Genomic DNA, 22959 nt, shown 5'->3' on the forward strand with positions numbered 1-22959 from the left:
CAAACAGCCGCGGCTGTTCTATTCGTTGATGCGCCGGGCCAGGTTGTTGGCGCTTTCGATCAGCACCCGGCGGTAGTCGGCGTAATTGTTCTTGGCGTCCGCTCTGGGGGCGACGATGCACAGCGTCGCGATGGCTACGCCGCTGGGGTCTTTGACCGGTGCCGCAAAGCAGTGGGTGAAGGTGTCGGCGACGCTGTCGAACGAGAAAAACCCGTCGAGACCGGCCTGGCGGATTTCCTTGAGAAATTGCTCCAGGGGCAGGCGCTCGCCGTCCGGCAGGATGAAGTCGTCAGGGTCTATCAGGTCGACGATTTGCTGGTCGCTCAAATGCGCCAGCAGCAGGCGCCCGGACGCGGTCCAGGGAATCGGCGCGTTTTCACCGATGTCCGAGGAAATGCGGAAGTGCCGCTCGCCTTCCTTCATCAGCGCGACCGTGTATTTGCGCCCGTTGAGCAGGCACATCTGCGCCGTTTCCCGGGTCTGGCGCACGATGTCCTGCAAGGCCTGGTCAGCCTCGCGACTCAGGTCGAAATGCCGCAAGTGCGCCTGGCCGAGGAAATACAACTGGCGACCCAGGTACACGTGGCCGTCCTTGCCCACCGGCTCCAGGATGCGCCGCTCCAGCAGCGACGCCACCAGTTCATAGACCGTGGACTTGGGGCTGCCGATGCCGCTGGCGATATCGTTCGGGCGCAGCGGCTGGCCGATTTCCTTGAGGAAATCGAGAATATCGAACGCCCGATCCAATCCCCGGGCCCGGCGTTTGATGGTGTCTTCGGTCATGTCTTTGGTTCCCATTCAATTGGCCGCGAGTGTACCCAGACTGCAAACTGGTCACAGCTCCTTGTGGCGGGGGATCACTTCTTCTTGTAGGCCACACAATCGATCTCGACCTTGCAATCGACCATCATGCTCGCCTGCACACACGCCCGGGCCGGGGCGTGTTCCGGGCTGAAATATTCGCCGAAGACCTTGTTGAAACTCCAGAAGTCCCGAGGGTCTTCCAGCCAGACACCGCAGCGCACGACGTCTTCCAGGCCATAACCGGCTTCTTCGAGAATGGCGATCAGGTTCTTCATGGTCTGGTGGGTCTGTTCGACGATGCCACCAACGATGATTTCGCCGTTCACTGCCGGCACCTGGCCGGACACGTGCAGCCAGCCATCGGCCTCCACGGCGCGGGCGAAGGGTCGTGGCTGCCCGCCACCTGCGGTGCTGCCGGTGCCGTAGCGCGTAATGCTCATGGGTCTCTCCTTGTTGAATATAAAATTAAAAACGGGTGTTCTTGAGGAATTCCGCCAGGCGCGGCGACTGCGGTCGCTCGAACAGTTCCTTCGGCGGTCCCTGCTCTTCGATACGGCCTTGGTTCATAAAGACAATCTTGTCCGAGACCTCGAAGGCGAAGCGCATCTCATGGGTCACCAGCAGCATGGTCATGCCATCTTCGGCCAGGCCCTTGATCACATTCAAAACCTCGCCGACCAGCTCCGGATCGAGCGCAGACGTCACTTCGTCAAACAGCATCAGGCTCGGGTTCATCGCAATCGCCCGGGCAATCGCCACGCGCTGCTGCTGACCGCCGGACAACTGACCGGGAAAGTGATTGCGCCGTTCCAGCAGGCCAACCCGCTCCAGCCATTTTTCGGCCAGGGCGACGGCTTCGTCCTTCGGCAGTTTTTTCACCTTGAGCAGGCCCAAGGTGACGTTCTGCAACGCGCTCAGGTGCGGGAACAGATTGAATTGCTGGAACGCCATGCCGGTCATTGCCCGGTGCCGGGCGATGACTTTCTCGGGGTGACGCACACGCTTGCCGTCCACCTCGTCATAACCGATGGACTCGCCGTCGAGCACGATCTGGCCGCCCTGGAATTCTTCCAGCATGTTCACGCAACGCAGCAGCGTGGTCTTGCCCGAGCCACTGGAACCGATCAGCGTGACCACATTGCCGCGCTGCATGCTCAGGTCCACGCCCTTGAGCACTTCCAGCGGACCGTATTGTTTGCGCAGGCCGCGAATGTCCAGCAGCGGTTGGGCGTTGTTGAGGGGAACGTCAGTCATGGCAAGGCCACCCGCTTTTCAATGCGCCGCCCGAGCAACTCGATGGCGTAGTTGATGATGAAAAAGAGAAACCCGGCGAACAGGTAGAACTCCAGGGTCATGAAATTCCGGGCGATGATCTGCTGTGTGCTGAGCAGCAGCTCGGCGACGCCGATCACCGACAGCAAGGTCGAGGCCTTGACGATTTCGGTGGAGGAATTGACCCAGGTTGGCAGGATCTGCCGCAGCGCCTGGGGCAACAGCACGTAGCCCAGCGCCTGGTAGAACGTCAGGCCGATGGCCTGGCTCGCCTCCATCTGCCCACGGGGCAACGCCTGCAAGGCACCGCGCACGATCTCGGCCACGTGGGAGCCGCAGAACAGCGTAAGGCCCAGCACCCCGGCCTGGAACGCACCGATCTTCCAGCCCAGGGCCGGGGCCATGTAGAAGCAGGCCAGCACCAGCACGAACACCGGTGTTCCGCGAATCAGGTCGACATAGAAACGAAACGGCGCGCGCATCCAGACTCGCCCGTATGTCAGGGCCAATCCGGCGACAACACCGATCAAGGTGCCCAGCACAATCGCCAGCACCGAACATTGCACGCTGGTCAGGAAGCCGTTCCACAAGGTGTCCCGGGCGACCCATAACTCATGTAGCCAACTGGGGGATTCGTACATGGGAAACTCCTAACGGCGGATCGCCAGGCGCTGCTCGAAATACCGCAGCAGCATGGCAATGAGGTAACAGGCCGCGACATACAGGGCCGTGGTCACCAGCCAGGTTTCGATCACCCGGTAGCTCTCCACGTTGATCTTGCGGGCGTAGTAGGTCAGCTCCGGCACGGCAATGGCCGCCGCCAAGGAGGTGTCCTTGAACAGCGAGATGAAGTTGTTCGACAAGGCCGGCAACACGTTGCGCAGCATCACCGGCACGGTGACGTACGCCTTCACCTGCCACTCGCCCAGGCCGATGGCCAACCCTGCTTCCCGCTGCCCCTTGTGGATGCTCAACAGTCCGCCGCGAAACACTTCGGTCAGGTAGGCCCCGGCGTACAGCGACAGCGTAATGACGAACGACGGCAGCTTGTCCAGGCGAATGCCCAGGCTTGGCAAGGCGAAGTAGATCAACAGGATCAGCACCAGGATCGGCGTATTGCGGATCACCGTGACATACACCGACGCCAGCACCCGCAGCATGCGATGTTTGCTGAGCAGCGCGAACGCCATCGCCAGGCCGATCACGCACCCGATGGCGATCGATACCAGCGCCAGGGAAAGCCCCAGGCCCAGCCCCGCCAGCAGCGTGTCGAAATCGCGCCAGACGGCGGCAAAGTTCAACTGATAATTCATGGTCGGCAGCACCTTCGACGGAGCGCCCACAATGGGCGCCCCGGGCTCACGGGGTCATTTGAACTCAACAGGGAAACCAATCGCCGGCGACGGCAGGTCGACGCCGAACCACTGCTTGAACGACGCCGCATAGGTCGGGAATTCCACGCCGGTCATGGCTTCATGCAGGGTGGTGTTGACGAAGTTCAGCCAGTCCTGGTCGCCGCGCTTGACCGCACAGGCGTAGGTTTGCGGGCTCCAGGCGTAGGCCGGGCTGCGGTAGCGTCCCGGATTCTGCACCATCAGGTATTTGACCGAGGACTGGTCGGTGGCGGCGGCATCGGCGCGGCCGGAGTTCACGGCCTGGTACATCAGGTCGACGCTGTCGTACTGATCGACCTTGGCCTTGGGCAGCGCCTGGTGCACGAGTTCTTCGGCGTAGACGTTCTGCAGCACGGCCACGGTGACGTCATCATCTGCGGCCTTGAGGTCTTCGATTTCCTTGTACTTGCTGTTGGCCGGCAACAGCAGGCCCACGCCTTCGCGGTAGTACGGCAAGGTAAACGCCACCTGCTGGGCGCGACTGGCAGTGACGGTGATGAACTGGCAGCTCATGTCGACCTTGTCGGTCAGCAGGTTGGGAATCCGCGCATCGGACGACTGCACCACGAACTCGACTTTCTCCGGGTCGTTGAACAGGCCCTTGGCGACCATCCGCGCGATATCGATATCAAAGCCCTGCAACTTGCCATCCGCTCCCTGGAAGTGCCACGGCGCATTGGTACTGCCCGTGCCCACGATCAATTTTCCGCGTTGCAGCACGCTGTCCAGCTTGCTGTCGGCCGCTTGGGCGACACCCATGGCAGCCGTCGTGGCCGCGAAGAGAAAAACACACGCTTTGAACAAGGAAGGTCGGCATTGCATGGCAAGCACTCCAGGGTGAGTTTATTCCGCTATACCGGAACATGGTATGTAACAACGGAATAGACAGCAGAAAGTGTGCCACAGCCTTTCGATGCGGTGGAGGGGAAAATGGAACGTCAACGAAATCAGGTAGATAGTGAAACTGCCGATGCGGGTGCGGATCACCGTGCGTTTGCGGTTGCTACCGTTGGCTACGGCTACCGGGTAGCAAGGCCCCAGCGCAAAGCACATCGAGTGCGCCATACACCCCAGCGCACCAAAATGGCGCCGCCAACCTGTCAACCCTGACAGTAGCGACGCCCGGCCGGGTTGCTTATGGTCTAGGGCACGTCTCGAAACAGGGAAGCCGCCATGAGCTCGCTCATCACCCACGTCAGTACTCAAAAGGACTACCGCAAGGCACTCAAGACCTGGCGTCCGGTGGTCTTCTATTTCGGCCATCCGCATTGCTACGCCTGCGGGATGGCCGATCCGCTGTTCTGCAAGGTCGCCGAGGCCTTCGAGACTCGGGCCGTGATCTACAAACTCAGCACCGATCAATCGCCCCAGCACCCGGAAGTCACCGGCACGCCAACCGTGTTGTTCTACAAAGACGGGAAACTGCGCCGCAAGCTCAAGGGCATCGGTGACCCGGCTTCGTTCGTCCAGACCTTCACCGAGCTGGTTGGCCGGACCAAGCCCAGGCGCTTGCCGACACCGCGCCGTCACGATGTGTGCTGGCTGCGCCAGCGACTCAGAACCTTATGCACCGTCCGCCGGGCGCCGGCGCTTTTGCGGCTAAGGGCGACGCCTCGGTAGCGTCAGGTTTTGAGCGCTGTTTCCAAAAAGCTCAGTAGTGCCTGCACGCGCGCACTGCGCAGTTTTTTCGAGGGCACCAGCACGTTGATAGGCGCGCTGTCGAAGCGCCAGTCTGCAAGCACTCGGACCAAACGCCCCTCGGCCAAGGATTGGCTGACGTCCCATTGCGAACGCAACACCAGTCCGAGCCCCTCTTCCGCCCACCGCCGGGCCACGCTTCCATCATTGCTCAACATCGCCGGTTTGATGCGCAGCGTCTTGCGCTCCTGCCCTTGGCGGAGGTGCCACAGCGTCACATCCTCGTCGTTTTCCCGGATGCAAATGCAGCGATGCCCGGCAAGTTGCTCGGGTGACGCAGGCGCGCCGTGCTGTTGAAGGTAGGCGGGGCTTGCGCAGAGCCATCGATCATTCGGGGTCAAAGGCCGGGCGACCCACGAGCTGTCGTTGAGGTTGCCGATGTGGATCACCGCGTCACTGTCGTGCCGGTCAGGCCAAGGCGTTTCCCGCAGGTCCAGTTGCAAGCACAACTGGGGGTGCAATCGGGCAAAACGGGCCAATAACGGCGCGATGCGTTGCCGCCCATAACCGAACGGCGCGGCGAGCCGGAGCGTGCCGACCAATTGATCATTTTGCTGCTTGAACGATTCCGGGAGCGCTTCGAGTTGCTCCAGCAGCAGCGCGCTCTGGCGGGCAAAGCGCTCGCCATCGGCGGTCAGGCTCAGGCGCCGCGCATCACGGCTGGCCAGGGTCAGGCCAAGCACCGCTTCCAGCTTGCGCAGGCGCATGGACAGCGCAGGCGGCGAGACATTCAAGTGCCTGGCAGCGGCGCTCAAGGATTCGGAACGCGCCAAGGTGACGGACATGCGCAGGTCTTCAAGACTAATCATTCAGTTCAACTTAATGATTGATAACGACACATTGAACCATGGGTTAACGCGGACTGAGTAGAGTCGCCTCAACTCCCACGCCAACGAGTCCTGCCGATGATAGTTTCTCTGACCCACCTCGACACGCCCGCCGCGCTGATCGATGTACCGCGCATGCAGCGCAACATCCAGCGCATGCAGCAGCGCATGGACAACCTGGGCGTGCGCTTGCGCCCACACATCAAGACCAGCAAATGCCTGCCAACGGTCCGGGCGCAGATCGACGCGGGCGCCCAGGGCGTTACCGTGTCCACCTTGAAGGAGGCGGAACATTGTTTCGCAGCAGGCATCCGGGACATTTTTTATGCCGTCGCCATGGCTCCCGGCAAACTGCCCCAGGCACTGGCGCTGCTGCGCGAGGGCTGCCAATTGAGCATCCTCACCGACAGCTTGGCCGGCGCGCAGGCCATCGTCGACTTTGGCCAACAGCACGATACCAATTTCGATGTGTGGGTCGAGATCGATTGCGACGGCCATCGATCGGGCCTGAAGGAAGATGACAAGGCACTTGTCCAGATCGCCCGATTGCTCACCCGTGGCGGCTCATCACTTTGCGGCGTGATGACCCACGCCGGCTCCAGCTACGAACTTGACAATCAACCCGCGCTGCAAGCCTTGGCCGAGCAGGAGCGTCGTGTTTGCGTCAGCGCCGCCCAACGCATCCGCGAAGCCGGGCTGGTCTGCCCGCAAGTCAGCATCGGCTCGACCCCGACAGCGCTGTCGGCACAGAACCTGGACGGCGTCACCGAGGTGCGCGCCGGTGTCTATGTGTTCTTCGACCTAGTGATGCACAACGTCGGCGTTTGTCGGCGCGATGAACTCGCGTTGAGCGTACTGACCACCATCATCGGCCATCAGCCTGACAAGGGCTGGATCATCACCGATGCAGGATGGATGGCGATGAGCCGGGACCGCGGGACGCAGCGTCAGCATCGCGACTATGGCTACGGGCAGGTTTGCACCGAACACGGCGACTGGCTCGAAGACCTGCGGTTCGGCGCCGCGAATCAGGAGCACGGCATCATTACCCTGCAGAACCCTGCAAGCCTGGATATCGTCGTGCGTTTTCCGGTCGGCAGCCGCCTGCGCATCCTGCCCAATCACGCCTGCGCGACCGGCGCGCAGTTTCCTCACTATCACGCCTGTGAAGCCACGGGCGAAGTGCACATTTGGAGTCGCCTGCATGGCTGGTGAAATCGAATCGATCCACACGACCCACGCTGCGACGCCGGGCGGACATTACGCTCAAGCAGTCGCGCACCAGGGAATCCTGTACCTCTCCGGGCAACTGCCGGTACGCGCCGATGGCCGCCACAACATTGGCGAACCGTTCGAGGTCCAGGTCGCCGTCGCCCTGGACAACCTGATGGCGATTCTCGACGCGGCGGGTCGAGGACCACACGATCTGTTGAAGGTGACGGTGTACATCGCCGGCATCGAGCACTGGCCAGCGTTCGACCGGATCTACGCACGCTACCTGGGCGAACATCGACCCGCGCGCGCCGTGGTGCCGGTGCCGGCCCTGCACCATGGCTACCTGGTTGAAATCGAAGCGTTGGCTCGCTCGGGGCTCAAATCTTGAAGTGCCTCGTGCCCTACTCCTCTGCCCGCCCACTGCCCTCGCGATCACGCTCATACCGCCGCACCAACGCAAACGCCGGCAACCAGGACTCGCGGCGTACGGTCCAGCATTCATAGGTGGGCTTCAGTTGGTCGGGGGCGTCGAGCGCGCCGAGGTGCACTTCGATCTCGTCGCCACTGCGGGCGAACAGCGACGAGCCACAGTCGGGACAGAAAAAGCGTCCGGCGTAGTCCCGGGTTACGCCCGTGACGGTCACCGCGTCCCGGGGGAACACAGCCGCCGCGAAAAACAACGCGCCATGGTGCTTGCGGCAATCCAGGCAGTGGCAAAGGCCGACCCGGTAAGGGCGGCCGGACGCTTCAAGGCGAACGTTGCCGCACAGGCAACCGCCGGTGAATCGGTCCATCGTTGCTCTCCTCTGCAATCGAGAAAAATGTCATCACGCGTGCCGATCAAGGATAGGTGCATGTTGCGCCATCAGCTCCACCACCCAGTCGATGAACACCCGCAGCTTGGCACTGATGTGCCGGTTCGGCGGGTACGCCACGTACATCGGCATCGACTCCAGGCGCCAGTCTTCGAATAACGGTACCAGCGCACCCTGGGCCTGGTGGATCCGCGACATGTAGGTGGGCAACCAGAGTACCCCGAGCCCCGCCAGGCCTGCGGCCAGGTAGGCATTGCCATCGTCGATCGCCAGCGCATAGCGCCCCTTGATGTGCAGGTGCTCGTCCTGTCTGTGCATGGCATAGGGCAAGGCTTTGCCGGTGCGTGCCCAGAGGAAACCGACGACGCGATGCTGGGAATCCTCCAACTCGCGGGGATGAGCCGGGGTGCCCAAGCGCGCCAGGTAGCTCGGCGCGGCGAAGACGCCAAGGGCCAGGTCACCGACGCGCCGGGCGATCAGCGATTGGTCCGTCAGCTCGCCGCCGCGAACCACGCAATCGACGTTTTCATCAATCATGTCGACGATGCGGTCGCTGACGCCCATGTCGATCTGGATGTCCGGATAACGCTCGTAGAAGGCCGGCAACGCCGGGATCAGGATCAGCGCCGCCAGTGGGCTCGGCACGTCGACCCGCAGCCGCCCGCGCGGTAGCGCCTGGGCGCCGGACAGGCTGGTCTCGGCATCGTCCAAATCAGCCAGCAGGCGAATCGCCCGCTCGTAAAAGGCTGCGCCGTCCGCCGTGACATTGACCTTGCGCGTCGTGCGGTTGAGCAGCTTGACCCGCAGCCGCGCTTCGAGCTGTTGCACCAACTGGGTCACGGTGGTCTTGCTCATGTGCAGCGTCTCGGCGGCCTTGGTGAAACTGCCGGCCTCGACGACACGCACGAACGCTTGCATCGCGTCGAAACGGTCCATTTGCGCCTCGGATTGTTTGGGTTTGACAAACAGTGAACGCCAAGCTTGCCCGTTTATCGCCCAAGCACAAGCCCCTAGAGTTCTTCCATCGCAGATTTCCGGCCGCTTGCGGCCACATCGATGGAGACACCCCATGACACAGCGTGACGTCGTTTTCCCACCCGGCCGCCAGGCGCTTTATGAGCGCAACCGCTATTCGCCGGCGATTCGTTCCAACGGCTTGCTGTTCGTATCCGGACAGGTCGGCAGCCGCGAGGACGGCTCGCCCGAGCCCGTGCTGGAAGACCAGGTGCGCCGCGCCTTCACCAACCTGCAAGCCATACTCGCCGCCGCTGATTGCAGCTTCGACGATGTGATTGACGTGACCGTCTTCATGGTTGATCCCGAGCAGATATTCGAACGGGTCTGGAGCGTGGTGCCGGAATTCTGGGGCAACGCGCCACACCCAACGCTGACGGCAGTGGGCGTGACGTGGTTGTATGGTTTTCAGTTCGAGATCAAGGTGATTGCCAGGTTGCCTGGCACCGGAAGCTGACTACCCCTTCACCGCCGCCTCGATCGCCGCAATGTCGATCCTGGTCATGGTCATCATGGCCTCGAAGGCGCGCTTGGCGGCGGCTTTGTCGGGGCTTGTGATCGCCTCGATCAACACCCGAGGGCTGATCTGCCACGACACGCCCCATTTATCCTTGCACCAACCGCACGCGCTCGCCTGGCCGCCGTTGTCGATGATCGCGTTCCACAGGCGATCCGTCTCGGCCTGGTCATCGGTTGTGATCTGGAAGGAAAAAGCTTCGCTGTGCTTGAACATCGCCCCGCCGTTCAAGCCGATGCAAGGGATGCCGATCACCGTGAAATCCACGGTGATCACATCGCCCTGGTTGCCTGACGGGTAATCGCCCGGTGCATGATGGATGGCGGTCACTGCGCTGTCGGGAAAGGTCTTGGCGTAGAACTGCGCAGCGTCCTGGGCGTCGCCGTCGTACCAGAGGCAAATCCTGTTCTTATTGTTCATCCGGATTCTCCGAAAGGGACTGGACCGTCAAGTCTAGCAGCCCCTCCGGAGGTCAATGACCCAGACTCAGGTGAACAGATCGACACCCAGTTGGAACGCCACCCACAATGCCAGGCCGGTCGCGAACACCAGCGCAATGTTCTCGAACAGGTTGTTGCGGTACTCCTTGCCCAGCAGGGATTTCTGGTTCGACATGATCAGCAGGCCCAGGGATATCACCGGCAGTCCGACAATGTTCAGCGCGTTGACACCGATGGTCAGGGTCACGAAATCCGGCATGCCCGGCAGTGACCAGATCAATGGTGTGACGAGGATAAAGAGCATGAACCACTTGTGCATCGGGTCGCGGTGGAACTCCTTGCCATAGCGCTCGCGACGCTCAGGCCGCACGTGCTGGAAGGCGTCGGTGATCAACATCGGGAACGCCGTGGTCTTGCCAGAAATACTGGCGAACAGCGTGGCGAACACGCCGATGAAAAACACGTACCAACCGATCGAGCCGAAGAACATCTCCAGGGCCTTGCCCAGGTCGCCCAGGGTTTTCACCTCGATACCGTTTGGCCGCAGGATCTGCGCGCCGACGATCCAGATCGCGAGGTTGATGACGATCCCGACGAACACCGCAAACAACAGGTCGTTGCGCTGGATGCGCTTGTGCTCAGGGCCAACCCAGCCTTTCTGGCGCATGACATACGGGTGGACGAAGTTGGCAATGGAGCCCGCTACCGCGCCGATCACCGAGACCGCCACCAGCAGCGCACCGTGCACGCCTTCATCGGGTGGAATGCTGAAGCCGATGGTGCCTTTGACGATCCCGGCGACATCCGGGCCGGACATGACCGCCAGGGCCAGGAACGCCAAGGTCATGATCGCCAGCAGCGCCTTCATCACGCCTTCGATCATCGAATAGATATTGCGCCCGACGAGCATCCACACCGCCAACACCACCGCCACCGAACAGAGCAGTGGGTAGTCGGTCTTGAGCAACATCGCCAAGGCCTCGCCTGCGCCCTTGATCATGTAGGCGTTCATCAGATGCCCCATGAGCAGCGCATACACCAGCAGGAACCAGGCGAAGAACGGATTGAGCTGGGCGTAGCCCTGGAGGATGGTCATGCCCTGGTTATTGCAGAGCTGGAAGCGCGCGATGATGTTGACGATCAGGTATCGCAGCAACAGGGACACCGCCAGCACCCACATCATCGCGTAGCCATAGTTCGCACCGGCCACGGAAGAAGTGATGAGGTCTCCGGCGCCCAGCCAGGACAGTACCGCGATGATACCGGGGCCAAGAAGCTTCAAGAGACGTACGAAGCGGCTCTGCGCAGGGGCCACAGCTTGGCCCTCGGCCGAAGGAATGCTCGACATGAATGGAGTCTCCGTTATTTTTTTTGTGAGGAACGGAAACAGTCGACCATATTTCGTACGACATCGTACAACCATAATTAGGTTAGAAGTATGTAAAAATATTTCAACTCCCGGCGTTGTTTATACGCCGGGTAGATCTCCCTTCGTCACGGCGCGCTGCCCTGCTCGCCGTTGTTGATCATCCAACGAATCATGCTCGCCAACGGCACGCGATAGTGCTGGGTTGCGCACAGGCTCGGTTGTTGTGGGTCGTACCATTCGACGTAGCGGCTGAGCAACACGTGCTGGCCGTCCTCGGCGAGCCGCAACTCGAGCTCACGGCAATGCAGCGTGCCCTGGTCGATGGTTTTCAACCGTCGATGCAGGACCAGCGCCTGGCTATTCATTGGCGCCACCGCGCTCCGGGCATTGCGGTTCGTCCTGGACGGCACCCAGTTTGCCATCGGCGACAAAATCGGCGCGTCGTTGCGCAATGGCGTCGCGCAGCGCCACGTAATAGTCCGGTTGCTTGCGCAACTGATCGGTGAGCGGCAACGCCTCGGCGCGACCATCGACGACGCCTCCCACGGTCTTGATCGTGCTCAGGGTCTGGACGGTATCGCTGTTGTCGCCGAAGGGGTCTACCACGAAGCTCACCACTTTGCCGGTCGCGTCCCTCAGGTTGGCGGTGCCCAGCAGCGGCAGTTCGACGATCGGTCCGGGGGCAATGTCCCAGACACCGAACGTCTGGCCGAAATCCGACTCGTGGCGTGCAATGCCTATTTTGCCCGACACGTCGATCAGCCCGACGATGCCCACGGTGCTATTGATGACGAAGCGCCCCAGGGTCGTGACCGAACGCTGCCCATTGCCTTGCAGCAAATCGTTGATGAACACCTTGGGCTCGCCGAAGTTGGCGACGAAGTTGTGTACGCCGGCCTGGAACATGTCCGGCAGTTTGCGATAGCCACGGGCGATGGGGGCCAGGGCGTAATCGTCCACGGTCCGGTTGAAGGCGAAGATGCCGCGGTTCACCGGCTCGGCCGGATCATGCACGGCATAGGGAACACTTTCGCAACTGCCCGGCTTGGCAGTGGGCGTACTGGTGCAACCGCTGGCAAGTGCGACCAGCGCAACAACGACGGTGGAACGAACAAGCAGCGGCGCGGGTTTGGTGATCGGCATACAGGGCTATCTCGGGGAGGGATGGGGCGATACCAATCGGCCAACGACGCGGTTCCTGTGGCGAGGCGATTCATCCCCTCGCCACAGGTTCCGTTCGCCATCGTCCAACCAACTGGAATCGCCCCATCCTGCCGCCGCTTTCTTGCCCGTAGATTTCCAGAATATTGCCCGCCAGTCGCTTTGTTTCCGGACTGAAATATATGACGCAGCCCCGGATTGACCCTAGTATTGCACCCCGTATTCATTGCCCGACGTGACCCCCGTGAGCCATCTACTACTGGTGGACGATGACCTGGAAGTCCTCGCCCTGCTGCGCAAGTTCCTCGAGCAACATGGCTATAGCGTCGAAGTCGCCGCCGACGGTAACGCCCTGTGGCAAGCGGTGGCGCGCCGGCAACCGGACCTGATCATCCTTGACGTGATGCTGCCGGGCGACAACGGGCTGGTGCTCTGCCAGCGCCTGCGCTCCGAGCACCGGGTCGGGATCATCATGCTCACCGCCATGGGCGAATTGAGCGACCGTGTCGTCGGCCTCGAGATGGGCGCCGACGACTACCTGACCAAGCCTTTCGACGCCCGCGAGCTACTGGCCCGGGTGCGCGCCGTCCTGCGGCGCACCGGCGAAGCCAGGGGCACCCTGGGCGACCTCGCCCGGCCGACCCTGGAATTCGAAGGTTGGCAATTGGACGTCACCCGCCGCGAGTTGCGTTCGCCCGACGAGGTCATGATTCCGCTGTCCGCCGGTGAATTCGAATTGCTGCTGGTCTTCGCCGAACATCCACGCCGGGTGCTTACCCGCCAGCAGTTGCTGGATATGGCCCGTGGCGAGACTTTCGATGCGTTTGACCGCAGCATCGATGTCCAGGTCAGCCGTTTGCGGCGCAAACTGGAGAGCGACGTGACCGGCCCGTCGATGATCCGCACTGTACGCAACAGCGGCTACCTGTTCAGTCCCCACGTGGTGAAGCGATGACCCGCGGGCGGGCGAGCGTGCCCCGGTCACGGGACACCGTCGCACGCTGGATCGCCCTGACCACGATGGTGTCGATGCTGACGTTACTGGCCCTCAACGAACTGTTCAGCGTGCTGGCCGGCGCCTGGGCGCGCCCTCCCCTCATGGAGACCGGCCTGATGGACAAGGCCGCGGCCGTCACGCGCATTATCGACTCGGTCCCTGCGGGGCAACGGCACGAAATTGCCCGGGCAGCCAGTGATACGGGGTTCAGCGTGCAATGGCTGCTGAGCCATGAGGAGGCGCGGCTACCCGTCATCGACGATCCCGAGTTCAGCGAAGGCTCGGCTTTCCTGCAGGAGCAACTGGGCAGGCCCGACGCCCGGATCGAAGCCTACGAACCGGGGGACTGGCCCGCCGACGACCCCGCCAGGCGCTACGTGGTGATCATCGAGCTGACCGATCACTCCTGGGTGATCTTCTCCGTCACCTCGCGCAGTTGGGGCCTGGGGGAATGGGCCCGCAACCTGATCATCATCGGGTTGATCCTGCTGTCGACGCTGATCGTCGCCCTGATCGCCACGCGGCACCTCGCGACGCCTCTGGAACGCTTTGCCGAGGGGGCCCGGCGCTTCGGCGTGGATTTCCGGGCACCGCCCATCCCGGTCGTCGGTCCCTTCGAGATCCGCCAGGCAATCCTGGCGTTCAACGCCATGCAGGCCCAGCTCAAGCACTTCGTCCAGGACCGCACGCAGATGCTCGCGGCCATCTCCCATGACTTGCGAGCCCCCCTGACCCGCATGCGCCTGCGCGGCGAGTTCATCGAGGACGCCGAACAGCAATCGAGGCTATTTCGGGACGTCGACGAGATGCAGGCGATGGTCAACGCCGCGCTGGAGTTCTTCCGCGATGAAGCGCGCCTCGAACACGCCACGGCGTTCGACCTGGCGGAACTGTTGCACACCGTCGTCGACGACTTCAGGGACGCGGGCACAGCGGTGTCCTTCGGAGGCGCCCAGCGGTTCGTGTATGTCGGCCGGCCCATCGGGATCAAGCGCGCGCTGACCAACCTCATCGACAACGCGGCCAAATACGGCAGCGAACCGGGTGTCCGGCTGAAAACCTATGCCGATTGCGTCGAGATCCGCATCGTCGATCGTGGGCCGGGCATAGCGCCCCACTATCAGGAGCAGGTATTCGCGCCCTTCTTTCGCATTGAAGGTTCACGCAACAAGAACACCGGTGGCGTCGGCCTGGGCCTGTCGGCGGCGCGGGCGACGGTGCTGGAGCATGGCGGGACGCTGGTCCTCAGGAATCGCCGGGGCGGCGGGTTGGAAGTCAGGGTCTCGCTGCCGCTCAATTGAGCCGGACGAGACGCGACGGCAACAATGCCCTAAACAACACGCGCCTTCCTCGGTAGGATGTCCAGCCTTTTGACCTGGCCCTGTCGCGCGGAACCGCCCCGATGATCCTGATCGTTTACGCCCATCCCTACCCCGACCAGTCGCGGGTCAACCAGCAGATGCTCCAGCGGGCGTCGGCCCATCCAGACGTGGTCATACGGTCGCTCTACGATCTCTACCCGGACTTCAACATCGACGTGGAGGCGGAACAGCGTGCTGCCGAAAAGGCTGACCTGATCGTCCTGCAGCACCCGATGTACTGGTACGGCATGCCGCCCCTGCTGAAGCTGTGGATCGACAAAGTCTTCACCCACGGCTGGGCTTATGGCAAAGGCGCCACGGCCCTCAACGGCAAGGGCCTGTTGTGGGCCGTGTCCACCGGTGGCGAACGGGAGCATTTCCAGATCGGCGCGTACCCGGACTTTTCAGCGCTGGCCCAGCCGCTCCACGCCACGGCGCTCTATTGCCACATGCGCTGGCTCGAACCCGTCGCCGTGCATGGCGCGTATGCCGCCGAGTCTGAGGCTCAACGGGCACAAATCGAACATTACGGCGCTCGCCTGGCCGCCTGGAAGGAAGATTGAGATGCAGACGCACAGCCTGATCGAGATGCTCATCTACCTGGCCTCGGCGACGCTGATCGTACCGATTGCCGTGCGCTTCGGCCTGGGCCCGGTGCTCGGCTACCTGCTGGCCGGGTGCGTGATCGGCCCGTGGGGACTGAAGCTCATCACCGATGTGAAGGCCATCCTGGAGTTCGCCGAAATCGGCGTCGTCCTGATGCTGTTCATCATCGGCCTTGAGCTCGATCCCAAACGCCTGTGGGCGCTACGCCGGATGGTGTTCGGCGGTGGTGCCTTGCAAATGTTGGCCTGCGGCGGTGCCATCGCCGCTTTCTGTGCGGCATTGGGCTTGAACTGGACGGCGGCGCTGCTGGTCGGGCTGACCTTGAGCCTGTCCTCCACGGCCATCGCCATGCAGGCAATGAGCGAACGCAACCTGACCGCCACCGCCGTCGGACGCAGCAGTTTCGCGGTGCTGTTATTCCAGGACATCGCGGCCATTCCCCTGGTTGCCATGATCCCCTTGTTGGCGGCCCACGGCCAAACCCCGTCGGGCATGGCCCTGGCGCTGTCGATCGTGAAGATCGTCGCCGCCATCAGCGTCGTCGTGCTGCTGGGGCGCTACGTGACGCGGCCGCTACTGCGCTTCGCCGCGCGCTCAGGCCTGCGGGAAATCTTCAGTGCCGTGGCGCTGTTCCTGGTGTTCGGCTTCGGCTTTCTCCTCGAAGAAGCCGGGCTGTCGATGGCCATGGGCGCATTCCTCGCCGGCGTGCTGCTGGCAAGCTCGGAATATCGCCATGCCCTGGAAAGCGACATCGAGCCATTCAAGGGCCTGTTGCTGGGACTGTTCTTCATTGGCGTCGGCATGTCGATCGATTTCGGCACGCTGATCAATGCACCGCTGAAAGTCATCACCCTGACCCTGGGTTTCATCCTGATCAAACTGCTGGTGATCAAGACCGTCAGCCGTTTCTTGAACGTCCCCGCCGGCCAACGCTCCTGGCAAGCGGTGCTGCTCGGCCAGGGCAGCGAATTCGCTTTCGTGGTGTTCGGCGCCGCAACGCTGGCCGGCATCCTCACCGACCAGTGGGGCAAGAGCCTGACGCTGGCGGTCGCACTCTCCATGTGCCTGACGCCGCTGCTGATCCTGCTGCTGGACCGGGTGGAGTCGACCACCAAGAAAAACCGCCAGGAATCCGACCTCGTCGACCAGCAGAACCCACGGGTAATCATTGCCGGCTTCGGTCGTTTCGGGCAGATCGCCGGCCGTCTGCTGATGTCCTGCGGCGTCGACGTGGTGGTACTTGATCATGACCCCGACAACATCGAGACGCTGCGCAAGTTCGGCGTGAAAGTGTTCTACGGTGATGCCACGCGCCTGGATCTGCTCCATGCAGCCGGCGCGGCCCAGGCGGTGGTGCTGATCAATGCGATAGACGATCAGCAGGACAACCTGACGCTGACCCGAATGGCCCAGGAGCATTTCCCCGCGTTGAAACTGATCGTGCGGGCGCGAGACATGGCGCACCTGATCACCCTGCGGCAACTGGGCGTGGAAAGCGCCGAGCGGGAAACATTCGAAAGCGCGCTGGCGATGGGACGCAGCGCCTTGGTGCAGATGGGCGTCGGTGCGTACGAGGCGCGTGAACGCGCCGATCAGTTCCGTCGCCTCAACCTGCAGATGCTCGAGGAAATCGTTGCCCAGCCGGAAGACGACCTCAAGTTCAGGCACGACGCCTACCGGCGCGCCAATGCGTTGCTCACGGAAATGTTCAACGAGGACCGCGCGCACCCGGTCGATAGCTGGCCGGACCATCACCGAAACGAGAAGGAGCAGGCACGCAGCTGACGCGCCCCAGCGTCACACCCGCCCGAACTGGCGCCGGTACTGCACTGGCGTCAGCCCGGTCAGCGCCTTGAACATCCGCTGCAAGTTGGAGCTGCTGCTGAAGCCCAGTTCGGCGCCGATGCTGGCAAGCGGTAGCGACGTCAGTGTCAGTCGCTCGGCCACTTGATTCAGTTTGATGCACCGGGCATACGCAGCGACGGTCTGACCGGTTTCGTCACCGACTCTGCGCGCCAGCGTCCGCTCGGACATGGCGAGCCGACCGGCCAGCACCTTGACGGTGATCCGCTCCGCCGGCATCTGCTCGACCAAGCCGTGCAACCGGCGCAACAACCCGTCGGGCTGCTGGATCAGCGCAATGCCCTGGAACGCAGCATGGGGCACGGCGGGACGCGGCAACACCATCAGCCGGGTAATGTCGCGCAGCACATCGCGACTGACGTTGCGCTCAATCAACTGCTCGGCGATGGGCAGATAACCGTTCACCCCCGACGCGGTGGCGTTTCGCTCGTTGAACACGCAGTTCTGTTCGCTCTGCCAGCGGACTTTGCCGTACTGCTCTTGCATGGCCTGCGCCAGCCACCAGGTAATCGTCGCGCCCTGCCCGTCCAATCGGCCGCAGGCGGCCAGCAGGCATACCCCAGTGCAATACGCCCAGAGTTGGCGCCGGGGGCGCTTCGACAGTTCTCTCAAAAGCGGTGCCTGGCCGGCAAGCAGAGTGTCCACCTGCCCGGCGGATTCTGCCCAGAAACCAGGCACCAGGACGGCATCCAGGTCGGCGTCGCCCAGCGCCTTTTCAGCGTGCAGGCCGATGCCACGGGCGCAGGTCACCGGGCCGGCTTGCAGCGCGACATACGTCGCCTCGAACAACGTTCGTCCGCCGCGGCGGTTGGCCGCGTGCAGCAGATCGGCGAAGGCGAACAGGCCAGCAGGCATGCAACCGGGAAACAGCAGCAGACCAACACGGAATTTTTTCGGCATGGCTAAAAAGGAATCAGGGATGTCAGATCCTGCCATTATGCCCATCGCCCCGGATCGGCACCATGAAGCGCTCGCTCAAAGAGGAACGCTTCATGAGAATCCAGCAAATCCGCAACGCAACGATCATCCTTGAGTTCGGCCCGTATCGCGTGCTCGTCGATCCCATGCTGGCCGGCAAAGGCACGTTGCCGCCGCTTCGCCTGTTCGGCGCGACCCAGCGCAATCCGCTGGTGGAGCTACCGGCGTCGACGGCAAACGATCTGGACACCGTGACTCATTGCCTGATCACACACTGCCAGAAAGGCCACTTCGATCATTTGGATCGCGCAGCGAAACGCTGGCTGCGGGACAGGCAAATCCCGGTCATCTGCACGCCCCACGACGCCGGATACCTCGCCAGCCGTGGCTTGAACGTCCAACCACTGGCCAACGATCACGAGCAACCCGGCGCGTTCCTGGGTGGCAGCATTCGCTCCGTCAAATGCACCCATGGACGGGGCCTGGTGGGCAAACTGATGGAGCACGGCGTCGGCTACTTGATCGAGTTGCACGGCGAACCGAGCGTCTACCTCACCGGCGACACCGTGCTCACCCCTGCCGTGTGCGACTTTGTGTTGCGCCATCAACCGCAGGTCAGCGTCGTCCCGGCCGGCGGGGCGCGTTTCGATATCGGCGGCGACATCATCATGGGCATCGAGGAAGCCCTGCAATTCACTCGCCTGTCTCGTGGAACCGTGGTGGCCAATCACCTGGAGGCCATCAGCCACTGCCCGACGACACGAGAGGCGCTGCGCGATGCCGCCGAGATAGCGGGGGTCGCGGACCGGATGTGGATCCCAGAAGATGGCGAGACCTTGGTTTTCCAGCCCGTCTAGGCCAGGGCGTCAAGCTCGGCCAGCATCTGCTGCTCATACAAATCCCTCAGCGCCTGCTGCTCGCCTCGGGCGCACGCGTCGAGGGTCTCGAGGGTTATCGTTGGCATTCGATCTGCTCCTTCATCTGGGCGCAGGTCCTGTCCCAGGACATGCCCTCCAGGGCTTTATCGGCGTATTGCACGACCACGCCCGGCTGCGTGCGCAAGTCCAGCGCAGCCTGGATCGCCTCGATGAATGCCTGGGGTGAATCGGCAATGGCAACGACGCCACTGCCACCGTAGCCATTGACCACATCACCGATCGGCGTGGACACCACCGGGCAACCGCCCGCCAGGTATTCGGGGGTCGTGGTGGGACAGATGAAGCGGGTGGATTCGTCCAGCGCGAACGGCATCAACGCCACGTCCCAGCCGGCCAGATACGCGGGCAACTCTTCATATTGCTTGGCACCCAGGTAATTAATATTCGGACGGCGAGGCAAGGTGGCCGGGTCGATATTGACCACCGGCCCGACCAGCACGATCTGCCAGTCCGGCCGCAGGGCAGCGAGCTCTCCCACCAGATCGATGTTGAAACGCTCGTCGATGACACCGAAGAAACCCAGCCGCGGGTGAGCGATATCGGCCTGGTCCGCCGGATCGGGAATCGGCTGCCGGGCCGCGGCAAAGTGTGCGACATCGACGCTGCTCGGCATGGCGTGGACGTTGCGGTGAAGCTGCCGCTTCGCCTCCCACAGGCTGTAGCCGCCGGTAAACACCACGTCGGCCTTGGCCATCAAGCGCCGTTCCATTTCCATCAATGCGGGCGACGCAAATTTGAAAGCCGAGAGCTCGTCCACGCAATCGTATATCACCACGTTGGCCTCCAGGTGTTCAGTGAAGGCCTGGCTCATGGGCGTGAGGTACCAGAGCATCAATTCACTCGGCCAATGTTCCGCCAGCCAGGCATCCAGCAACTCGTGCTGGGCATCGATCACCTGGGTTTCACTCAGTCCTTCGGGAAGCCTGGGCACCAGCACCGTCACGCCGTCGGCCACCGCATAGCGTTCCAAGTGCGCGGTCTGCCTGCCTTCGAAGATAGGTTCCTCGAAAAACAGCACGTCGTAGTCACTGGCCAATCGGGACATCACGTGCTGGGGCCGTTGATGGACGAAGCCCCAGCGCAAATGAGACAGGCACAACAATGTGGGCCGCAGGTTCGTGGCCGACGCGGCGTTGTGCTTGAGGTGAAATTGTTCTTGTTGACTCATCTGACGTTCCTTTTCTGGGGATCGATGCTGGGCCCACCGGAATCTGGCACTGGCCGCCTGGCGAACAGGACCTGGAGACTCCCCTCTCGCTTGGCCCTGTGGACGTTGGAGAAAACCGGTTCCGATGCCGTTCCAAAACTTCTGGAAACCAGCCGACAAACTGCACCCATTGGTCTGTCGGCTGCTGTGAGCGCCCGACAAGGGCATGGCTCGATGCCAGGAGATCCCCGATAAATCGCCGTACCGAAAACGCCTTCCCTTGAAGCAGTAACCGCTCTGCATCAACCCTTCCGGCCCACTCAAAGCTTTAACCTTGTGAAAAATCCTGAGACACTTGAACGCTAATAGTTCTCAACACCATTAGCATCTCAGGACCCATCCATGTCGACTCGCACCCCCCCACCGCTCCATTTCACCCCTGCTCGCGATCTCCTGGCCATGGCTATCTGCATGGCGGCCCTGGCCCCCGCCTATGCCGCTGACAACAGCGCTACCGTGCAGGACACCCAGCCAGTCACGCTGGAACTGGGCGCGACCGAGGTCACCAGCAACCCGCTATGGAGCACCACGGAAGGCACCGAGTCCTACACCACCGGTTCGATGTCGACGGCAACCAAACTTCCGCTGACGATGCGTGAAACACCGCAAGCCGTGACGGTCATCACGCGCCAGCGCATGGATGACCAGGGGATGAGCAATATCAACGATGTGGTCAAGGCGACCCCGGGGTTGTTCCTGGATTTTTCCAACGGGCCTGGCCGGCAGAGTTACAAGGCCCGCGGGTTCAACATCGACAACCTCATGTACGACGGCATCCCGTCGGCCTACAACGGTAACGACGTCGGTTCCCAGCCTAACCTGGCGATGTTTGATCGGGTCGAAATCGTGCGCGGTGCCACCGGTTTGGTGACAGGTGCGGGCAACCCTTCGGCCGCGATCAATCTGGTACGCAAGCGGCCGCTGAACGAGCAGAAAGTCACCCTGACCGGTGCCGCCGGCAGTTGGGACGATTACCGTGGCGAGGTCGATGCGTCCAGCCCACTCAACGACAGCGGCACGCTGCGCGGTCGGGTCGTGACCTCATACCGCGACGCCAACAGTTTCATCGATGATGTCGAAGAGAATCACGGGCTGTTCTATGCGGTCACCGAAGCGGACCTGAGTGAAGACACCACGTTGACACTGGGCTTTTCCCATCAGAAGGACAAGACCAATTACTTCTGGGGTTCCTCGATGATCGGCCAGGACGGCCATCACCTGGACCTGCCGCGCTCTTACAATCCGGGCACGGATTGGGAGAACAAGGACCAGGAGATCAATACGGTATTCGCCGAAGTCCGTCATCGCTTGACCAATGACTGGAACCTCCAGGTCAACGCCAACTATTCCGAACAGAACGGATTGTTTTCCGGCTCTTACCAATCGCGCTGGGTCAATAACACCTTGGCACGCACGGTTTACCAGGCCGCCTACGATGACAACCAGGCCGGCGTGGATGCCTTCGCCAGTGGCCCCTTCGAGGCGTTCGGCCGAACCCATGAATTGGTGGTGGGCGCCAGCAAGCGCATCCAGGACAAGACCACCCACAACTACAGCCCATACGACATGAATTGGCCGATCAGCGCGGGTAAACCGAACTTCGTTCGTACCAACAACCAGCGCGACGTGACCACTCAGGATGGCGTCTACCTCACCACTCGCCTGAGCCTGGCCGACCCGCTGAAGTTGATCCTCGGCGGCCGCCTGGACTGGTACGACTACGATAACCGTGATGGCGACAGCGACTACAAGGTCACCCGCAACGTCACCCGTTATGCCGGCTTGATCTACGACCTGAACGACCAATATTCGGTCTATGTCAGCTACAGCGACATTTTCACGCCGCAGACCGAAAAGGATACCTCTGGCAGCCCGGTCAAGCCGATCATTGGCAAGAACTACGAGGTCGGTATCAAGGGCGAGTACTTTGATGGCGCGCTGAACGCGAGCCTGGCGCTGTTCCGCGTCGACCAGGAAAACCGCGCCGTACAGCTGTCCACCGCAAACTGTCCGCAGGCGACCTGCTACGAAGCCTCCGGCGAAATTCGCAGCCAAGGTATCGACTTGGAATTGCAAGGCGCCTTGACCGAAAACTGGCAGGTCGGCGGTGGCTATACCTATGCGCGAACCCACACTATCAAGGATGCTGCCAACCCTCAGAACATCAACAAGCAGTTCGACACTGACACGCCGGAGCACCTGTTCAAACTGACCACCAGCTACCAATTCCAGGGCCCACTGGAAAAACTGCGCGTCGGCGGCAACGTCTCCTGGCAAAGCCGGATGTACAACGACATCGAGCTCGCCAATGGCAGTCGATACCGCCTCGAACAGGGTAGCTATGCCGTCACGGATTTGATGGCCGGGTATCGGGTCAACGAGAACCTGGATCTGCAGGTCAACGCCAATAACATCTTTGACCGTCGTTACTATTCCACTATCGCTAACTCTGCGAGTTATGGCGGGGATGCGTATGGTAATCCGCGGAATATGATGTTGACGGCTAAGTACAGCTTCTAGTTAAGGCCGAACTTTTTTCTGGC

25 protein-coding genes are annotated in these 22959 nt (G+C 62.1%); 10 read left to right on the forward strand and 15 right to left on the reverse strand.

The annotated features are described in order from the left end of the window. Nucleotides 1–18 precede the first annotated feature (18 nt). The 6 genes from VQ575_RS15705 to VQ575_RS15730 all read right to left on the reverse strand — a co-directional run bounded on the left by VQ575_RS15705 (nt 19) and on the right by VQ575_RS15730 (nt 4292). Nucleotides 19–783, reverse strand: a complete 765-nt coding sequence (locus VQ575_RS15705) for an IclR family transcriptional regulator (RefSeq protein WP_045156177.1) — start codon at nt 781–783, stop codon at nt 19–21. 74 nt (nt 784–857) lie between these two features. Further along, a complete protein-coding gene (locus VQ575_RS15710; protein WP_045156176.1) occupies nt 858–1244 on the reverse strand; it encodes a RidA family protein in 387 nt (128 codons plus the stop codon). A 25-nt stretch (nt 1245–1269) separates the two neighbouring features. Beyond that, the gene (locus tag VQ575_RS15715) at nt 1270–2058 is read right to left on the reverse strand and encodes an amino acid ABC transporter ATP-binding protein (RefSeq protein WP_198724749.1); all 789 of its coding nucleotides are present in this window, start codon (nt 2056–2058) and stop codon (nt 1270–1272) included. Continuing rightward, entirely contained in the window at nt 2055–2717 is a 663-nt protein-coding gene (locus VQ575_RS15720) for an amino acid ABC transporter permease (protein ID WP_198724747.1), read from the reverse strand. Before VQ575_RS15720 ends, VQ575_RS15715 begins: the two co-directional genes overlap by 4 nt. Nucleotides 2718–2726: 9 nt before the next feature. After that, nucleotides 2727–3389: an amino acid ABC transporter permease gene (locus tag VQ575_RS15725; protein ID WP_325917904.1), complete on the reverse strand. Its 663-nt coding sequence runs from the start codon at nt 3387–3389 to the stop codon at nt 2727–2729. 54 nt (nt 3390–3443) lie between these two features. Continuing rightward, entirely contained in the window at nt 3444–4292 is an 849-nt protein-coding gene (locus VQ575_RS15730) for a transporter substrate-binding domain-containing protein (protein WP_039589480.1), read from the reverse strand. A gap of 351 nt (nt 4293–4643) precedes the next feature. On the opposite strand from VQ575_RS15730, the gene VQ575_RS15735 reads away from it, so the two are divergent. Further along, on the forward strand, nt 4644–5090 hold the full coding sequence (locus tag VQ575_RS15735) for a thioredoxin family protein (protein WP_325917905.1): 447 nt from the start codon (nt 4644–4646) through the stop codon (nt 5088–5090). A 2-nt stretch (nt 5091–5092) separates the two neighbouring features. Here the strand turns inward: VQ575_RS15735 and VQ575_RS15740 are convergent, their stop codons facing one another. Continuing rightward, nucleotides 5093–5977: a LysR family transcriptional regulator gene (locus tag VQ575_RS15740; RefSeq protein WP_198724742.1), complete on the reverse strand. Its 885-nt coding sequence runs from the start codon at nt 5975–5977 to the stop codon at nt 5093–5095. 96 nt (nt 5978–6073) lie between these two features. Here VQ575_RS15740 and VQ575_RS15745 point away from each other — a divergent pair, with 96 nt between their 5' ends. Together VQ575_RS15745 and VQ575_RS15750 are read left to right on the forward strand one after the other, a co-directional pair. Continuing rightward, the gene (locus VQ575_RS15745; protein WP_325917907.1) at nt 6074–7210 is read left to right on the forward strand and encodes a DSD1 family PLP-dependent enzyme; all 1137 of its coding nucleotides are present in this window, start codon (nt 6074–6076) and stop codon (nt 7208–7210) included. Continuing rightward, nucleotides 7200–7598, forward strand: a complete 399-nt coding sequence (locus tag VQ575_RS15750) for a RidA family protein (protein ID WP_045156172.1) — start codon at nt 7200–7202, stop codon at nt 7596–7598. Before VQ575_RS15745 ends, VQ575_RS15750 begins: the two co-directional genes overlap by 11 nt. A gap of 13 nt (nt 7599–7611) precedes the next feature. On the opposite strand, the gene VQ575_RS15755 is transcribed toward VQ575_RS15750, so the two are convergent. Together VQ575_RS15755 and VQ575_RS15760 are read right to left on the reverse strand one after the other, a co-directional pair. Next, complete coding sequence (locus VQ575_RS15755; RefSeq protein ID WP_325917909.1) at nt 7612–8004, reverse strand: GFA family protein; 393 nt, start codon at nt 8002–8004, stop codon at nt 7612–7614. 33 nt (nt 8005–8037) lie between these two features. Continuing rightward, nucleotides 8038–8961: a LysR family transcriptional regulator gene (locus VQ575_RS15760; RefSeq protein WP_039589467.1), complete on the reverse strand. Its 924-nt coding sequence runs from the start codon at nt 8959–8961 to the stop codon at nt 8038–8040. A 133-nt stretch (nt 8962–9094) separates the two neighbouring features. Between VQ575_RS15760 and VQ575_RS15765 the strand changes: the two genes are divergently transcribed. Then, on the forward strand, nt 9095–9496 hold the full coding sequence (locus VQ575_RS15765; protein ID WP_039589464.1) for a RidA family protein: 402 nt from the start codon (nt 9095–9097) through the stop codon (nt 9494–9496). Here the strand turns inward: VQ575_RS15765 and VQ575_RS15770 are convergent, their stop codons facing one another. The 4 genes from VQ575_RS15770 to VQ575_RS15785 form a co-directional block, all read right to left on the reverse strand. After that, nucleotides 9497–9976, reverse strand: a complete 480-nt coding sequence (locus VQ575_RS15770) for a VOC family protein (RefSeq protein WP_045156170.1) — start codon at nt 9974–9976, stop codon at nt 9497–9499. It lies immediately after the preceding gene. Nucleotides 9977–10042: 66 nt separating this feature from the next. After that, nucleotides 10043–11344, reverse strand: a complete 1302-nt coding sequence (locus tag VQ575_RS15775; protein ID WP_198724735.1) for an Nramp family divalent metal transporter — start codon at nt 11342–11344, stop codon at nt 10043–10045. A gap of 146 nt (nt 11345–11490) precedes the next feature. After that, complete coding sequence (locus VQ575_RS15780) at nt 11491–11730, reverse strand: hypothetical protein (protein ID WP_325917910.1); 240 nt, start codon at nt 11728–11730, stop codon at nt 11491–11493. Further along, nucleotides 11723–12508 (reverse strand): MlaA family lipoprotein, encoded by a 786-nt coding sequence (locus VQ575_RS15785; RefSeq protein ID WP_325917911.1) that lies wholly within the window; start codon nt 12506–12508, stop codon nt 11723–11725. Before VQ575_RS15785 ends, VQ575_RS15780 begins: the two co-directional genes overlap by 8 nt. A 262-nt stretch (nt 12509–12770) precedes the next feature. Between VQ575_RS15785 and VQ575_RS15790 the strand changes: the two genes are divergently transcribed. From VQ575_RS15790 to kefC, 4 genes are all read left to right on the forward strand, one after another. Further along, on the forward strand, nt 12771–13481 hold the full coding sequence (locus tag VQ575_RS15790) for a response regulator (RefSeq protein WP_039590035.1): 711 nt from the start codon (nt 12771–12773) through the stop codon (nt 13479–13481). Then, the gene (locus VQ575_RS15795; protein WP_039589456.1) at nt 13478–14824 is read left to right on the forward strand and encodes a sensor histidine kinase; all 1347 of its coding nucleotides are present in this window, start codon (nt 13478–13480) and stop codon (nt 14822–14824) included. Before VQ575_RS15790 ends, VQ575_RS15795 begins: the two co-directional genes overlap by 4 nt. Nucleotides 14825–14925: 101 nt before the next feature. Continuing rightward, nucleotides 14926–15447 (forward strand): glutathione-regulated potassium-efflux system oxidoreductase KefF, encoded by a 522-nt coding sequence (gene kefF, locus VQ575_RS15800; RefSeq protein ID WP_045156169.1) that lies wholly within the window; start codon nt 14926–14928, stop codon nt 15445–15447. A gap of 1 nt (nt 15448) precedes the next feature. Beyond that, on the forward strand, nt 15449–17275 hold the full coding sequence (gene kefC, locus VQ575_RS15805; RefSeq protein WP_325917913.1) for a glutathione-regulated potassium-efflux system protein KefC: 1827 nt from the start codon (nt 15449–15451) through the stop codon (nt 17273–17275). A 12-nt stretch (nt 17276–17287) separates the two neighbouring features. Here the strand turns inward: kefC and VQ575_RS15810 are convergent, their stop codons facing one another. Beyond that, nucleotides 17288–18253: a GlxA family transcriptional regulator gene (locus tag VQ575_RS15810; protein WP_045156167.1), complete on the reverse strand. Its 966-nt coding sequence runs from the start codon at nt 18251–18253 to the stop codon at nt 17288–17290. Between the two features lie 62 nt (nt 18254–18315). On the opposite strand from VQ575_RS15810, the gene VQ575_RS15815 reads away from it, so the two are divergent. Further along, complete coding sequence (locus tag VQ575_RS15815) at nt 18316–19128, forward strand: MBL fold metallo-hydrolase (RefSeq protein WP_325917915.1); 813 nt, start codon at nt 18316–18318, stop codon at nt 19126–19128. Nucleotides 19129–19222: 94 nt separating this feature from the next. Here the strand turns inward: VQ575_RS15815 and VQ575_RS15820 are convergent, their stop codons facing one another. Then, nucleotides 19223–20377: a glycosyltransferase family 1 protein gene (locus tag VQ575_RS15820; RefSeq protein ID WP_325917916.1), complete on the reverse strand. Its 1155-nt coding sequence runs from the start codon at nt 20375–20377 to the stop codon at nt 19223–19225. Between the two features lie 381 nt (nt 20378–20758). Here VQ575_RS15820 and VQ575_RS15825 point away from each other — a divergent pair, with 381 nt between their 5' ends. Further along, a complete protein-coding gene (locus VQ575_RS15825; protein WP_325917918.1) occupies nt 20759–22936 on the forward strand; it encodes a TonB-dependent siderophore receptor in 2178 nt (725 codons plus the stop codon). Nucleotides 22937–22959 lie beyond the last annotated feature (23 nt).

It is taken from the genome of Pseudomonas frederiksbergensis, assembly GCF_035751725.1.
Taxonomy (GTDB): domain Bacteria; phylum Pseudomonadota; class Gammaproteobacteria; order Pseudomonadales; family Pseudomonadaceae; genus Aquipseudomonas; species Aquipseudomonas frederiksbergensis_A.

What these genes read in the sequence shown, in the direction of transcription:
- VQ575_RS15730 (WP_039589480.1), bottom strand. Translation starts at nt 4,292, where the DNA reads ATGCAATGCCGACCTTCCTTGTTCAAAGCGTGTGTTTTTCTCTTCGCG.
- VQ575_RS15760 (WP_039589467.1), bottom strand. Translation starts at nt 8,961, where the DNA reads ATGGACCGTTTCGACGCGATGCAAGCGTTCGTGCGTGTCGTCGAGGCC.
- VQ575_RS15745 (WP_325917907.1), top strand. Translation starts at nt 6,074, where the DNA reads ATGATAGTTTCTCTGACCCACCTCGACACGCCCGCCGCGCTGATCGAT.
- VQ575_RS15710 (WP_045156176.1), bottom strand. Translation starts at nt 1,244, where the DNA reads ATGAGCATTACGCGCTACGGCACCGGCAGCACCGCAGGTGGCGGGCAG.
- kefC (WP_325917913.1), top strand. Translation starts at nt 15,449, where the DNA reads ATGCAGACGCACAGCCTGATCGAGATGCTCATCTACCTGGCCTCGGCG.
- VQ575_RS15770 (WP_045156170.1), bottom strand. Translation starts at nt 9,976, where the DNA reads ATGAACAATAAGAACAGGATTTGCCTCTGGTACGACGGCGACGCCCAG.
- VQ575_RS15750 (WP_045156172.1), top strand. Translation starts at nt 7,200, where the DNA reads ATGGCTGGTGAAATCGAATCGATCCACACGACCCACGCTGCGACGCCG.
- VQ575_RS15815 (WP_325917915.1), top strand. Translation starts at nt 18,316, where the DNA reads ATGAAGCGCTCGCTCAAAGAGGAACGCTTCATGAGAATCCAGCAAATC.
- VQ575_RS15755 (WP_325917909.1), bottom strand. Translation starts at nt 8,004, where the DNA reads ATGGACCGATTCACCGGCGGTTGCCTGTGCGGCAACGTTCGCCTTGAA.
- kefF (WP_045156169.1), top strand. Translation starts at nt 14,926, where the DNA reads ATGATCCTGATCGTTTACGCCCATCCCTACCCCGACCAGTCGCGGGTC.
- VQ575_RS15705 (WP_045156177.1), bottom strand. Translation starts at nt 783, where the DNA reads ATGACCGAAGACACCATCAAACGCCGGGCCCGGGGATTGGATCGGGCG.
- VQ575_RS15725 (WP_325917904.1), bottom strand. Translation starts at nt 3,389, where the DNA reads ATGAATTATCAGTTGAACTTTGCCGCCGTCTGGCGCGATTTCGACACG.
- VQ575_RS15785 (WP_325917911.1), bottom strand. Translation starts at nt 12,508, where the DNA reads ATGCCGATCACCAAACCCGCGCCGCTGCTTGTTCGTTCCACCGTCGTT.
- VQ575_RS15735 (WP_325917905.1), top strand. Translation starts at nt 4,644, where the DNA reads ATGAGCTCGCTCATCACCCACGTCAGTACTCAAAAGGACTACCGCAAG.
- VQ575_RS15810 (WP_045156167.1), bottom strand. Translation starts at nt 18,253, where the DNA reads ATGCCGAAAAAATTCCGTGTTGGTCTGCTGCTGTTTCCCGGTTGCATG.
- VQ575_RS15780 (WP_325917910.1), bottom strand. Translation starts at nt 11,730, where the DNA reads ATGAATAGCCAGGCGCTGGTCCTGCATCGACGGTTGAAAACCATCGAC.
- VQ575_RS15765 (WP_039589464.1), top strand. Translation starts at nt 9,095, where the DNA reads ATGACACAGCGTGACGTCGTTTTCCCACCCGGCCGCCAGGCGCTTTAT.
- VQ575_RS15795 (WP_039589456.1), top strand. Translation starts at nt 13,478, where the DNA reads ATGACCCGCGGGCGGGCGAGCGTGCCCCGGTCACGGGACACCGTCGCA.
- VQ575_RS15775 (WP_198724735.1), bottom strand. Translation starts at nt 11,344, where the DNA reads ATGTCGAGCATTCCTTCGGCCGAGGGCCAAGCTGTGGCCCCTGCGCAG.
- VQ575_RS15740 (WP_198724742.1), bottom strand. Translation starts at nt 5,977, where the DNA reads ATGATTAGTCTTGAAGACCTGCGCATGTCCGTCACCTTGGCGCGTTCC.
- VQ575_RS15715 (WP_198724749.1), bottom strand. Translation starts at nt 2,058, where the DNA reads ATGACTGACGTTCCCCTCAACAACGCCCAACCGCTGCTGGACATTCGC.
- VQ575_RS15820 (WP_325917916.1), bottom strand. Translation starts at nt 20,377, where the DNA reads ATGAGTCAACAAGAACAATTTCACCTCAAGCACAACGCCGCGTCGGCC.
- VQ575_RS15720 (WP_198724747.1), bottom strand. Translation starts at nt 2,717, where the DNA reads ATGTACGAATCCCCCAGTTGGCTACATGAGTTATGGGTCGCCCGGGAC.
- VQ575_RS15825 (WP_325917918.1), top strand. Translation starts at nt 20,759, where the DNA reads ATGTCGACTCGCACCCCCCCACCGCTCCATTTCACCCCTGCTCGCGAT.